The 13731-nt window shown below is 33.0% G+C and carries 14 protein-coding genes and 2 pseudogenes; 13 read left to right on the top strand and 3 right to left on the bottom strand.

The annotated features are described in order from the left end of the window. Positions 1 to 260: 260 nt before the first annotated feature. Positions 261 to 711 (top strand): annotated as a pseudogene (locus V7150_RS07945) (MBL fold metallo-hydrolase); the annotation flags it as partial. Between the two features lie 360 nt (positions 712 to 1071). Here the strand turns inward: V7150_RS07945 and V7150_RS07950 are convergent. Together V7150_RS07950 and V7150_RS07955 are read right to left on the bottom strand one after the other, a co-directional pair. After that, the gene (locus V7150_RS07950) at positions 1072 to 1734 is read right to left on the bottom strand and encodes a hypothetical protein (protein WP_335515913.1); all 663 of its coding nucleotides are present in this window, start codon (positions 1732 to 1734) and stop codon (positions 1072 to 1074) included. A gap of 211 nt (positions 1735 to 1945) precedes the next feature. Continuing rightward, positions 1946 to 2257: a hypothetical protein gene (locus V7150_RS07955; RefSeq protein ID WP_335515916.1), complete on the bottom strand. Its 312-nt coding sequence runs from the start codon at positions 2255 to 2257 to the stop codon at positions 1946 to 1948. Positions 2258 to 3005: 748 nt separating this feature from the next. Between V7150_RS07955 and V7150_RS07960 the strand changes: the two genes are divergently transcribed. The 8 genes and pseudogenes from V7150_RS07960 (at position 3006) to V7150_RS07995 (ending at position 8254) form a co-directional block, all read left to right on the top strand. Beyond that, positions 3006 to 3644 carry a sigma-70 family RNA polymerase sigma factor gene (locus V7150_RS07960; protein WP_335515920.1) on the top strand — a complete coding sequence of 213 codons (639 nt, stop codon included), beginning with the start codon at positions 3006 to 3008 and terminating at the stop codon, positions 3642 to 3644. Further along, the gene (locus V7150_RS07965) at positions 3631 to 3789 is read left to right on the top strand and encodes a YvrJ family protein (protein ID WP_335515922.1); all 159 of its coding nucleotides are present in this window, start codon (positions 3631 to 3633) and stop codon (positions 3787 to 3789) included. The genes V7150_RS07960 and V7150_RS07965 overlap by 14 nt, the downstream gene beginning before the upstream one ends. A gap of 11 nt (positions 3790 to 3800) precedes the next feature. Further along, the gene (locus tag V7150_RS07970) at positions 3801 to 4055 is read left to right on the top strand and encodes a helix-turn-helix domain-containing protein (protein ID WP_335515925.1); all 255 of its coding nucleotides are present in this window, start codon (positions 3801 to 3803) and stop codon (positions 4053 to 4055) included. 73 nt (positions 4056 to 4128) lie between these two features. Further along, positions 4129 to 6336 (top strand): glycoside hydrolase domain-containing protein, encoded by a 2208-nt coding sequence (locus V7150_RS07975; RefSeq protein ID WP_335515927.1) that lies wholly within the window; start codon positions 4129 to 4131, stop codon positions 6334 to 6336. Positions 6337 to 6603: 267 nt separating this feature from the next. Further along, positions 6604 to 6906, top strand: coding sequence for a sodium:proton antiporter (locus V7150_RS07980; RefSeq protein ID WP_335515929.1), 303 nt, complete (start codon positions 6604 to 6606; stop codon positions 6904 to 6906). Between the two features lie 52 nt (positions 6907 to 6958). Beyond that, a pseudogene (locus V7150_RS07985) lies at positions 6959 to 7630 on the top strand (Tn3 family transposase); the annotation flags it as partial. A gap of 138 nt (positions 7631 to 7768) precedes the next feature. Then, a complete protein-coding gene (locus V7150_RS07990) occupies positions 7769 to 7942 on the top strand; it encodes a hypothetical protein (protein ID WP_335515931.1) in 174 nt (57 codons plus the stop codon). 33 nt (positions 7943 to 7975) lie between these two features. Then, the gene (locus V7150_RS07995) at positions 7976 to 8254 is read left to right on the top strand and encodes a hypothetical protein (protein ID WP_335515934.1); all 279 of its coding nucleotides are present in this window, start codon (positions 7976 to 7978) and stop codon (positions 8252 to 8254) included. Positions 8255 to 8390: 136 nt separating this feature from the next. Here V7150_RS07995 and V7150_RS08000 read toward each other — a convergent pair whose 3' ends face one another. Continuing rightward, positions 8391 to 8618: a hypothetical protein gene (locus V7150_RS08000; RefSeq protein ID WP_335515937.1), complete on the bottom strand. Its 228-nt coding sequence runs from the start codon at positions 8616 to 8618 to the stop codon at positions 8391 to 8393. Positions 8619 to 8905: 287 nt separating this feature from the next. Between V7150_RS08000 and V7150_RS08005 the strand changes: the two genes are divergently transcribed. From V7150_RS08005 to V7150_RS08020, 4 genes are read left to right on the top strand one after another with little or no spacing between them, the layout of a single operon-like run. Continuing rightward, positions 8906 to 9445 (top strand): RNA polymerase sigma factor, encoded by a 540-nt coding sequence (locus V7150_RS08005; RefSeq protein WP_335515939.1) that lies wholly within the window; start codon positions 8906 to 8908, stop codon positions 9443 to 9445. Then, positions 9417 to 10232 (top strand): hypothetical protein, encoded by an 816-nt coding sequence (locus V7150_RS08010; protein ID WP_335515942.1) that lies wholly within the window; start codon positions 9417 to 9419, stop codon positions 10230 to 10232. Before V7150_RS08005 ends, V7150_RS08010 begins: the two co-directional genes overlap by 29 nt. A 24-nt stretch (positions 10233 to 10256) precedes the next feature. Beyond that, positions 10257 to 10946 carry an ABC transporter ATP-binding protein gene (locus V7150_RS08015; RefSeq protein WP_335515948.1) on the top strand — a complete coding sequence of 230 codons (690 nt, stop codon included), beginning with the start codon at positions 10257 to 10259 and terminating at the stop codon, positions 10944 to 10946. After that, on the top strand, positions 10943 to 13591 hold the full coding sequence (locus V7150_RS08020; RefSeq protein ID WP_335515952.1) for an ABC transporter permease: 2649 nt from the start codon (positions 10943 to 10945) through the stop codon (positions 13589 to 13591). The genes V7150_RS08015 and V7150_RS08020 overlap by 4 nt, the downstream gene beginning before the upstream one ends. Positions 13592 to 13731: the final 140 nt, after the last annotated feature.

A 13731-nucleotide genomic window follows, 5' to 3' on the forward strand; every position in this document is an offset into this window, starting at 1 on the left:
ATCTTGAATAAGATTTAAGCCATGATCTTCAGCAAACGGGCGCGTTTATTGAAGATCATAAGCCTAATGGAGGGATTAGGTTTTTTATATTTCAAAATCATTGAATTTATCCTATTGGTAAACGCATTGGCAGCAAGCGGTACATTTCATGGCAACTACTGGTGAAAAACATGGCAGAGGTGGTACATTTTATTGGATGTAATCATTTAAAATCCCAATTACTCACTGATAGAGTACATCGACGATAAAAAAATGCCTGCAAAATAAGAAAAGATATAAGTAGAGATTATAACAATACTTACGCCAGAAACGTTTAATCCCGATACATATCTACCTTTTCAAGGTGAACCGACAGGCGTATTAAAAGATGGGGAATAGAATATTAATAATATATTATACTTCAGGGCATTCTCCTGGTCATCTATCTATTTTTGATGAAACAAACGGTTATTTATTTACAGGTGATTTACTTTATGATGAGACCCCTATATATGCTTTTTATCCTTCAACGAATCTGTCGATTTAGTTAATTCATTGGAGAGAATATCAGATATACCAAATGTTACAATGGTTTTTGGCTTGCGTAATACGCTGGGTCTTGAGCCCAAAATTTTAGATGAAGTAAAAAGGGGAGTTAAGTTTCTAAAAGAAGAAAAACTTATTAAATTCGGTACTGGAATTCATAAATTTAATGGTTTTAGCGGGTTTTAATCTTTCTTTTTATTAACTCACCGTATAGCTTTAGTAAAAAAAGACATCATAAAATGATCAGGCATATATTAAACTAAAATTTACATTGAATACATGTAAATGATGTGAGAACCATTGATATTCCAATAGTTCTCACATCGAAGTTAAGATAATTGCGGATTTACAATGCTAAGCAAATCTTTCTGACGCTTCCCTAGTTTAGATTGATAATCCTCTTTATGACCCATCAAATGGATTTCCCCCCAATAAAAAACCTGTATAGAATAAATTCTACACAGGTTTTAAGAATTCCTATTAAATTGTCAACAGCCCCTAATACAAGGGGTTTTTTTAAAAACTAGTAGCCATAAGAATTACTAGCTAAATCTTTGATTGTAGATATTTGTAAACTTCTGGAAAATTTTCTTTGTTGCCAAACGAACGGGTTACATTAAACTTACTCTCCCCACCGTTAACGTTAGAATTTAAATCGTAAATTACTTCGTAAAGGAATGTCAAAGAAGGTTCGTCATAATGCCTTTCAACTTGTAAAATTAGAGCCCCTGCAATGCTCAAATCGTTTAATATTTCTGATCGGGAAAAATCATTATACTTCAAATTTGCAATGTTATCAACAAACTTCTTCCATTCACTATCATTTTGCAACCGAGCAGCGGCGGAAAAATCAGTTCCGTTCTTTGTAATATCATTTAAATAATTCATTACTAATTGCAAATGTTCTTTCGCTGCTTGTTCGTCCTTATATTCGATATTACTTTCAAAATCAACAAATTCAAGATCTAACGAGAAGGAGTACGATTCGTCTTTAAAATTGGCGTTATTCTCAGAATTATTTTTTTGAGTTGTTGCTGGTGTTTCTATTTGTTGAACTAGATGGGAAGAGAAAAGGTTTTTTCCGTCAACAGTATAAACATTAGTTCTTGTCTTAGCTTCGACTTTGCTTTCTCCACTTTCGCCATTCAAACCGAAAATTCCGAAACCGAATAATCCCACACCAAGAATTAGTGGCAGAGTTTTTTTCATGTTGTTTCCTCCAAGAAAATCAAATAATATAAATTTTATCAAACTTGGAAAGATATTTCAATTTTATTATATATCTAGTTTACTTGTAATTTAATCAATAGGGAAATTATAAAGATAAATCAAAAACATAAAAAAACCTGTATAGAATAATTCTACACAGGTTTTAATAATTACAAAATTTCAATTATATTCCCAAAAGGAATTTAATCTTTTAGCTTGTCAGATAAATGTCATTTGAACGCGCAGAATGAACGAGTGATCCAGCAGAATTATACCAACCAACGAAAACATAATATGTTCCTCTTGGATCAGAAGGATAGATCTCTAGAGGATTCCTAAAATCGATGTAACCATTTAAGCCAACAATTGTGTTCATAACAATAGTGCTTCCTGATGATTTGTGAACCAAACTTGCTCTCGCATAAGAGTGTTTTTGGGAATCATAAGGAACACAGTTTGCATAAATATCAACAGAGGTTGCTTTTGATGAATAATATGTTGAGTCAGTTGTTACATATGCCATTTAAATCTCTCCTTTAATAGTATTAGCAGCGCCGCTTACACCATATAAAGAGTCTAAGCTAAGGGAAATAACAACCTTTGAAAAGAAAATTTTATATTAGTTTTCTCCTTACACAACCGCTAAAATTTTGAAGTTGGTATATTATAATTTTTATTGATAGTATGTTTTCCCATTTCTTAGAGTTTGGACCTTAACGTGTTAATTGTGTTTTGATAAACCAAAATTGCGCTGCAACTTACGGTGGCAGCATAACAACTTTCTTTCTTCATGCTTCCTGGCTAAAAAATGCCCAATTTGATAATATAAGAAATAAAGTAAAATTTTACCCAAAAGGTTGTATATTGTACATGATTTTATTCTTTATAATATGAAGAAAGGAAAAGAGAAGGATTTTAGTGGTAATTGCCAAAAACAAATCTTTATTATTCTAAACTTATTTTCCAAAATTCGTCATGATATAATATAGATAGATATCATTTGAAAATCTCATATGCAATACTCCATGGCTAAAGCTAATACACTTAGTCGTTTTTTTATCACTAAAAACCGAACATATATTCTCAATATGAGTTAACATAAAAAGGAAGTGGATATTTATGAGGGTAAAAAATTTGACAAATCTAACAATGATTATTAAGAGATATTGTTAGAATTTCATGGCTAAAGCTAATAAACTTAGTCGTTTTTTTATCACTAAAAACCGAACGTATATTCCCTTTATAGTTAACATAAAAGGATGTGGATAATTATGGGGATAAAAAAATCTTACAAATCTAACAAAGATTATCATGAAAAATTAATAGAATTCAAAAATAATAACAAAGAATTTCTTGCAAACCCAATAATAAAGAATTTTTTAAATAAAAAACAAAATTACCAACTTTTTTATGATACTCTTTGCTATCCAACATTGGAGAATAAAGAAAAATTAGACCAGAGTTTTAAATTATATTATTTTGACATACGATTTGTTTCTTTTATTTCATCATCCATACATTTTAACTCAATAAATTTTGACAAAAAACAAAGGCACTATTCTTCGAGGAATATACTGTCTGTTGATAGTGTAATCCAAAACGATGAAGAAGTTACTTTTAAAGATATTATTGAAGACCCTGAATCAGTAATCATAGTAGATAAATTATCAATCAGCGATAACATAACTGATTACATAGTTAATCCTGTATTGTACGAAGCTGTTCAAACTCTTTCTAGTAAACAAAAAGAGGTATTTAATTTAGCTTACTTAAAGGGATTGTCGGATACGGAAATTGCAAGACTTCTTAATAAATCACAACAATCAGTTTCAAAAATTCATAAGAAATCTATAAGAAAAATCAAAGACTTTATTAAGGAAAAAGGAGTATCAAATTATGAATGCTACTGATTTACCTCAATGGATTACCATACTTGGTAATTTTGGTTTTCCTATTTGTATATCGATTTATCTATTAATCCGTTTTGAAAAAAAAATAGATAATTTGGGAGAAATAATCTCTCAACTTGCCGAAGTAATAAAAGATAAAAGATAGGACTGATTAATATGACAAAAATGTTATACGAACTTGTAAAAGAAGCTAAATACAATAACACAGCTTTAGAAACTATCATTAAACTCTTTGAACCGAAGTTAAAAAAATCAATGTATATGACAAATTTGAATGATAGAGAAGATTTAGTGCAGGAATTAAAAGAGAAAATGATTTTATATATCAAGGGATATGATATTGATTCAGTACCAGGGTTTTGGCAAATCAAAGATAAAGTGGAAAAAAAGAAATTTGAAAAAAGGTTGTAAAATCTTCAACTTAATTTTCTTTATTAAATGAAGGCTTAATAGCTTAACAAATTCATGAAAAGAGGTAATTTAAATGGATCAAATGGTTTTACAAGTCCAACAATGGGTGAACGCTGTTTACGGAGGAAGATCTGGTTTCGTTCCAGCACCAGAAACAGGAAATACCGGATGGTCTACAATGTATTCCCTAACAAGAGCACTTCAACTTGAATTAGGATTAACTTCCACAGCTGATAACTTTGGTCCGGGAACTGAAGCTGCTTATAAAACTTGGGGAGAAATGGAACTTGGAAAGGTCCCAACAAATCAAAAGGGACAAAATATTGTTAAAATTCTTCAAGGGGCAATGTATTGCAAGGGGTATAACCCTGGTGGTTTTACTGGAACATTTGGAGAAGGAACTAAAGCAGCGGTAATTAAGTTACAAACTGATGCCGGACTCCCAATTCGTGATGGAAAAGTATATGGGTATGTTTTTAAAGCATTCCTAACAATGGATGCCTATGTTCTAACTCTTGACGGAGATCCAAGAATTAGAGAAATGCAAAGGGATCTCAACTACAAATATTTTACAACTTCCGGTGTTCAACCAGCTGATGGACATTACCAAAGGGGAACAAATAGGGCTTTGATTTACGGTATTCAGACAGAAGAAGGGATTGCACATGGGTCACAAACAGGCTCTGTTGGACCTACAACAATAAGTCTCTTACCGACTTTGAGTGTTGGAAGCACTAAAACAAACTTTGTAAAACTACTACAATATGCTTTATATGTAAACAATTTTGACCCAGGTGATTTTGATGGCCAATTTGATGCTATGGTTAAAGATGCAGTAACCAATTTTCAGCGATTCGTCATGTTAGCTGCTGATGGAATTGCTGGAAAACAGACTTGGCTTTCTGCGTTGGTTAGTACAGGAGATCCAAATCGTAAGGGTACAGCTTGTGATTGTATTACTGAGGTTACACCAGCAAGAGCTCAAACCTTGAAAAACGCTGGTTATACAACTGTGGGGCGATATCTAACTAATGCTAGTACAACTGGATTAAATAAAAAAATTCAACCAGGAGAATTAGAAAATATTTTTGCTGCTGGATTGACTGTGTTCCCTATTTATCAAACTTATGGTGGAGAGGCTTCCTATTTTAATAGAAGACAAGGAGCTGCTGATGCAACTGCTGCCTACATTGCAGCAGAAAAATACGGATTTAAAGAAGGTACAACAATATATTTTGCAGTAGATTTTGATGTTCTTGGGGACCAAATTACGAACGATATTCTCCCTCACTTTGCTGCAATCAAATCTGAATTTGCTTCTATGGGCAGAAAGTTTAAAGTCGGAATTTATGGGCCAAGGGCTGTCGGCATACGTGCTCATGAAGCTGGATATGCTGAATATACCTTTGTAAGCGGAATGTCTACTGGATTCAGCGGAAACTTGGGATATCCTCTTCCTTCAAACTGGTCATTTGACCAGATTTCAACCATCACCGTCGGTACTGGTGTGGGAGCAATACAAATTGACAATAATATTAATTCTGGTCGAGATTCAGGTCAATCTTCTGTTACACCTAGTCCATCCCTTGCTGGTTTAGATTATCCTTTAGCGTTCCCTTATATCAATTCTGTTCGAAATGAAGTTAGCCCAGTAGTTGATTCAGGCAAAAACTGGTTCCAAAAATGGATTTTGGAAGAGTTCGGGAACGTTATCGGAGCTGATTTTTATCTTCGAAGTGCAAAAGACGCAGTGGAAAGAGTTCTTGATTACGACGCTTTAATTACCAGATTAGCGAGAAATCTTCAAATGAGGAAATCTTTTATTCAAACTGTATTAGCGTGGGAGTCTTCCGTTGAAAACGTTTTAGACACCGCAAAAGATTTGCTCGTATCTGAAGGAGTGGAAACGGATTCTAGTACAGGACCTTGTCAAATATTTGCATCCACAGCAATTAAAGCAAGAGGATGGGCCGCCTACAATGGTTATTTAGACGAAGAAATTCTTGATCCGAGCAACCCTGTTCATTTAAGAGTCATTTGGGAAGCTTTAAACTCTAATCCAGCTTACAATATTGAAACTGCTGCTTGGGTCTTAAAATGGGGAGCAGTTCATCTCCTTGGACTTAGTGTAAATATGCTTGATTATAATGAAGAAGAAATCAAAGCAACTTTGGCCAGGTATAACGGAACGGGCGACAAAGCAGCCGAATACGGAGAAAGAAACAACGAGATTTATCAAGCTTTTGAGCAATACAACGAGCTTAGTCGATTAGGAAACTAAAACATTTTTGTTTTGATGGGAATTTTTAAAAAATAACTGAGGTCTTTTAAAAAAAATAGTTTTCAAAGGAAAATATGGTGTGAAATTGGCGTCTCATCATATTTTTCTTTTTTTATATTCATCCAGAAAGAAGGATGTTTTTTATTGAGATAAATAAACCTCAAGCTAACATTTCCTCTACGTTAAGGCATTATATGATAGTAAATTACTAAATTATTAATACTCCCCTTTTAAGTTGTAGTACGGAGAAATTCATCTATAAATTCCATGATTAGAGCAAAAACAATAAGACTGAGTGGCAATAAATTTACAATTAGAGCAAAAATTCTTTTGGCTAAATTTTCTTTGCTGAACATTGAAATAATGCTTAAAGGAACACCAATTAAGGAACTAAAAAACGCAAGTAATGTAAAGATTCGTAGGATAGATTCTACGCTATTGTTGGATGTTTTAGATGATATATATAAGGATGTTGGTAAAACAATAATTGTAGCTAGGGCTGTGAAAAACGAGAATTTTGTGAATACCTTCAGATTTTTCCTTTCCAAAAAATCACCTCTCTTCAAATAAATTATAACACTTATTGTAGGTAGGTAATTATAAGTTTTTTGGACTTATAAATTTGATGCCACGTTTCAAAAATATCGGTTCTCAAAGATTGTATCGTCCTAAAGCCGGAATGAATGAGGAATATCCTCATTTACAATCCGGCTTAAGTAGGCCCATTAACTGGGATCTCATTCGTCAACAAGTTGAGCAAATTATTAAGTTCGCAACTGCTTTACGACTAGGAACCGCATCAGCAGAAGCCATTTTAAAGCGATTTACGAGGGATACAAGCACACGACCTATCAAGCTTTATGTGAGTTAGGAAAAGCCATTAAAACCATTTTCTTATGTGATTATTTACATTTCGAGGAAGTTCGAAGAGAAATCCATGAAGGACTAAATACCGTTGAACATTGGAATTCGGTTAACAACTACATTTTTTATGGAAAAAATAGTGAAATTCGTTTCAATTCTCTAGAAGACCAAGAAGTGTTTGCATTATCACTCCAATTGCTTCAAAACTGCTTAGTTTAAATGAATACTTTAATGGTTAAAGAAATTCACTATAACAACAATCAGTATTGGGCTCAAGAAAATGACTCCTGAAGATTATAGGGGATTAACTCCTTTATTTTACAACCATGTGAATCCATATGGAACATTTAAATTAAATATGAATAAGAGGATTCCAATCAATTTAAAAATCTATAAGCAAGCATTCTTTACCAAAACCATGCCGTTATAAACAGTGCTAACATGCTGTTACTTGTGGCCGACGATGGTCGGCTATTTTTTATATCCAAATTTCTTAATAATGAAAATAAGCCATTAGGAATCAATAAATTTATCCCAAAAACCATATTATATTAACAGGAGGTGAAAAATGTTGAAAGGGATTTTTTTAGCTGTTTTTATAGGAGTTAATGTCCTTATTGGTTTTTCAAGTTTAGTATCTTATGCAACTGCCAAGCCCTCTAAAACGGTCTGCATTGAGGAGTATGAGACTATATGGAAAAAATATAATGAGGACATTTTAGATGATATTGTTGTAAGTTAAAGCTTAAGTTTAGAAAATATTAAAGAGTTAACAATGAATGATTTATCTAATAAGATGAGGATAGGTGAGAAGAACGAGGATATTCGTTCTTTACTACGACTCTTTGAAGGCAATAGTCTTGGAGATAAGAGGTTATTTTTAAAGGATAATAAAGGAATATTTTTATTCAAACGAACTGATGGCAAAAATGTTATTAAAGAACTTGAACAAAACTCTGTTAATGGCAAATGGATAGTTACGAATACAAAAGAAATTGAAGGAAAGGTAATAAAATGGGAAAAGTTTGATTGGTCAAGATGTAAAGAAAATTAAAAGAAGAATTAGTTTGGAAAGGGTGCTTATTTAAGCTTTTTTGCTTTAAATTAATTTTAAAGCAATCGTTCAAGATTGGGCGGATTCTGAAGAACACGCCCAATTTTTTCGTAGGAATCTTAACAAGTATAATTGTTTATTCTTCCTTTCCTTCGGAGGCAAATGTTATTTGATATGCAAAAATAACGGACCAGAGTTTATTTTGTAACTTACCATTTACGTTCTCAATTTTAGTATAAGGATTTTCGACTACTGCCAGTGTTAAATTACATGGATTATTCTTGTTTATGCTTATATCTAAAGGATAATTAACCATTCCTTTTGATGAAGTATGAAAAAAGGCGTTTTGCAAAACTACGTTCAACAGTGCTAGACCAAGTTTTCCCTGAATATTGAGGCATTTTTGGGACGTATATTCGTTTGTTTCTTTACTTCCCTATTGGAATATCCTACGTCTAATGGTGTTTTGGCAGCTTGTAAGGAACTTTACTAGCTAAAGTAGACAAACTATATTGAAAAAGCTTAATCAATTTAAGGCCTTTTTTTTAATGTAAATAAACATTATTATATAATAAACAATTTAGAATTTTTAAAACTGTAACTTTTTAAACATAGCAACGTCTCTCAATTAACTAAATGGGAGGAACTAAAATGGGGGCCATAAAAGATCAACAATTTTTCAAGTGGTATGAAGACTATAGCCTATCAATTTTTAAATACATTTACGCTATCGTTCAAGAACCGCAAACGGCAGAAGATTTAATGCAGGAAACATTTCTTAAGCTATATGAAAAGTATGGAAGTATTAATGATATACATAATGTGAAAAATTATTTATTTAGATCAGCACATAATACAACGATGGATTTTTTTCGGAAAGAATCAAAAATTAAAAAGTTATTAAATGTAATAAAAAAAGAGGTTGATAGTTATTCATCGACTGAAAAAATAGTAGAAATTAAAGAAGAAGGCAGAATGATATTGAAAGCGTTAAAACAGCTTAAGCCGTCACAACGAGAGGTATTCGTATTACGGAAAATCAAGGGATTTTCTATAAAAGAGACTGCTGAAATACTAGATTGGTCAGAAGCCAAAGTAAAAACTACTCTCCACAGAGCCACCAATAACCTTGAAAAATTCTTATTGATGGAGGATGAAACTATTGAACTGCCGTCAATCGTTAGATTATAAGCTAAATGGGTTAGAAGATGAAATCATCTGGGTTAATGAAAGAAAAACGATCGTTGAAGATAGATTGCGTGAAAAAATTGCCGAAAATTCTAAGAAAAAACGAACAGCTATTAATTGGGAGTGGCTAAAAGTCTCAATATCATTAGTTTCTGTGGGTTTATTATGTTTTGTTCTTATTGGCAATATATCCACTAAAAAGAATGATTTTCAGGAGATCTACCAAGCAGGTTCACTTTATTACAAATGGTATAACCTTGAATTAAAACCAATATTACCACCTGTAAACGAAAAATGGGGACAATTTGAAAGTTTTCCTATTATGATTAAGTCTTATAAGAACTTTGACTTAGTGGAATCACAAAAAAGAGCTTCATATAAAATTATGAGACCAACTATTGATACAAATATTCCGTTAGAGTTATCAAGGGGAGTTGTAGTTTATCCCACTTCACTCCCAGCCAAAAAGTTCAAAGGCCCAATCACTTATTGGGATATATGGCATAGTGGAGATAAGTGGGTTTATGCAAAACAATCATTAGCTGAAAATAGCAAACAATTGCTTAATGAAAAAGAGAAGAAAATAACAGTAGAAATTCATTCAAATGCTAAAGTAATTCCATTCAAAGACAAGAATACGATTGCAATACTAATGGATCTTGGAGAATACGGAAAAAGAATTAATATGTATGTAAAAAATAAAAAAGACCAAGTTATTAATTTTGAAATAAGAGGAAATATCAATGAAGAAGAACTAATAAAACTGGCCAGGTCTTATAATGAAGAATAGGTCAAAAAGGGGTGCGTAGCTAAAATGCAACATATAGCTCTAAAAAATGTTTCTAAGGAATACATCGGTGATGGTGTTAAAACGCGGGCTCTCTGTGATATAAATATAGAATTTGCAAAGGGAGAATTTATTTCAATCATGGGGCCATCAGGTTCTGGAAAATCTACCTTACTTAGCATTATCGGAACATTAGATAAACAGACAAGTGGCCAGGTCTTTTTTGACAATAAAGCTATAACCAATTTAAAATTGGATGATTTAGCAGATATACGATTTAACAATATTGGATTCGTCTTTCAACAATTTCATTTGTTACCTACCTTAACAGCATTAGAAAATGTGATGATTCCGTTGTTTAATAGAAAAGTTTCTTTCGATAAAAGTGAGCGAGCAAAGGAACTTTTAATGCTTGTAGGACTAATCGATAAAGTAAATGCATTTCCTTCTCAATTATCTGGGGGTCAACAACAACGAGTCGCGATTGCTCGTGCATTAATAGCAGATCCAGATTGGATTTTAGCGGACGAGCCTACAGGGAACTTAGACACTGAAGCAGGAAAAAATATCTTTGAGCTGCTTATGGAACTAAACATATCAAAGAAATGCGGGGTTATTTTAGTAACTCATGACCCTCTACTAGCTGAACGAACTGGAAGAGTAATTGAAATGAAAGATGGGTATGTAATAAAAAATCGGAAAGGTTGTACCACATGATTTCATTTATTTTAAAAAGTTGGATGCGTCAGAAGCAACGGTTTATTCTTATGATAATTGGTGCATTGTTGATTAGTGGGGGGCTTAGTACATTAATAGGGTTGTCTGAAACGAATAAAGGAACAGTGGTCAACTCTTTACAAAAGAAATGGACTGCTTCCTATGATATTGTCGTTAGGCCAAAAGGAACAAAAAGTATGACGGAACGAGATTCTCTCTTTGATCCTAATTACTTAAGCGGAATAGCTGGTGGGATTTCTTTAGAAGACTATCAAAAAATCAAAAATATCCCAGATATCGATATAGCTGCTCCAATAAGTATGATTGGTTTTACAGGTTACGATGTTTTATTTAGAAAAATTGACACTAAGGAGCCAGGAATATATCGTCTGACCACAACAAAGACTGATTACAACGGACTGGATTCTACTGTAGAGACAAATGATGTCTATTTTTCTAGGGGAATGTATGACTTACCTAGCCCAGAAATTTATAAGAAATATGGAATTGCTGGTTTTGAAAATAATCTCTCAAGCTATACAAAGGTCCTATTAGCTGCTGTTGATCCAGAACAAGAAGCAAGACTTGTGGGTCTTGATAAAGCAATGGTACCAATTGATGGGGAAAAATCTTATTTTTCAAAGAATGATAGTATCACTTCGTATCAATTGAGTGAGTTAGGATTTGAAGGGATCGATGCAAGTGAAACAAGATTTCCAGTTATCTTAAGTAACCAATCATTTTTAAAGCAAACATTTAACTTTAAATTGGAAAAATTGGATATTCCTTATGGAGATCCGAAAACAAGACAAAAATCATTAGAGGTTGTTGAAAAAAATGGCGGCGAGAAATATTTAAAATCACTGGTCTCCACAGACACAAAAACATTTACCTATAATTCAGATGATGCCCATACCTTATTATTAGCTAATCTATCAGGGATAGATCCTAAAACAAAAAAAAGAGAATCGACCTTCAGCAGTACGAATGTGGATTTAGAGACGATTCTCCTTGAAAAAACAGGGCCATTAAAATACAAATCAAAAGAAAATCCGTTTCCCGAAAGATGGAGTAATGCATTCCAAGTAGTTCCTTTTGAAGGTAAATCTGCCGCATATGAAAGTTCCACCTACCGGAAACCAGAACTATCGGATAACGGTTTACGTAATAATCCTAGATTAAGTCCATACTTTGTCGGTTTTTATGATCCCAAAAAATTAGCAATTTCGAAGGACCCTAAAAATGAGCTGCCGATGGAAACATATAAAATTCCTTCAGCTAAATTTGTTCTAAATAAAGACGGACAACCAGTGAACCCACCAAAGGTGATGAATCCTACATCAAATATTTATGGGTATTTGATGCAAGCCCCAACTATGTTGACAACCATTGAAGCAGCCAAAAACATTTTAGGAGATGAGCCCATCTCTGCAATCCGTATAAAAGTAAAAAATGTCAAGACGTTGGGTGATGATAGTCAAGCGAAACTGAAATTAGTAGCGAAAGAAATTGAACAACAAACAGGTCTTGAGACAGATATTACGTTAGGGTCTTCACCCCAACCATTATTAATAAATATCCCGAAGGTAAGGAATCATGAGGCGATTGGTTGGATTGAACAACCATGGATCAAAATTGGCGCAGCTATAAATATTTTCAAAGAAACCAAGCTAGGATATACAGGTATCATTATTTGCAATATTCTAGTTGCAATGATTTATGTATTCTCAACTAGTTTAGTTTCTTTTCTATCAAGAAAACAAGAATTTGCCGTACTTCTATCAATTGGCTGGAAACCAAGACAATTAAAGAATATCTTAATGACGGAGTCATTGTTAATAGGTGTCATCGTTACTATAATAACTTTGCTGGTACAATTTTGTTTTAGTTTTAGAAATACAGCAGTATTATCCATTTCACAAGCATTTTTGATTACATTCTTTGTGCTGTTAATCTATATAATTGGCCCTTTGGTGCCATCGTATTTAATAAATAAAATTCATCCGTCTCAGGTTATGAGAACAGGAGAAATAAAAGTATTAGGGAAAAGAGTTTTAAGGACAAAAGGGTTACTGTCAATGGTTTTCAATACAGTAATTGGTCGGCTGAATAGAAATCTAGTTTCAATTATTGCCATAGCTTTGCCTACATCATTGTTCATCCTGTTCATTTACGTTTCTTTTCGTTTAAAAGGTGTGTTATATACCTCCTGGTTAGGTCAATATGTATCGATGGAAGTAGACACACCTCATTATGTTGCCGTTGCAATTTCATTAATCATTTCCATATTAACTACTTCAGAAATTTTATGGCAAAACATTAAAGAACGGAGTAACGAAATTTCATTATTAAAAGCATTAGGGTGGAAAAATAAAAATATCCGTGTGATGGTGTTAGTTGAAGGAGCGGTTATTGGGTTTTTAGGAGGAGTTTTAGGAGGAATAATATCATTGGGCATTTTGTATTTTATGTATGGACCAGTTCCTTTAACTGAAATCTGGTTACCTCTTATTACTTGCTTGAGTCCAATTCTAGTTGGGGTAGCTGGTGGATGGCTCCCTTCTAGGATGGCTATGGAAATGGAGCCCATTGAAGGGATGAAGGGGATTGCATCTATGAAATCGAAATCCTCTATTGATATTTAATTAAACAAGCTGTTGGAAATTGATAATGCCTAAATATTAAATACCATAAAGTATTACAACTAGCTAAAGATAAGCTGCTGTATAATAAAAGTTGTTAGTGATTTTCTTGAATATAAAGCCTACAAATAAAAGCTTAACTT

The sequence above is a fragment of the Neobacillus drentensis genome (assembly GCF_036965245.1).
GTDB lineage: Bacteria > Bacillota > Bacilli > Bacillales > Cytobacillaceae > Neobacillus > Neobacillus drentensis_G.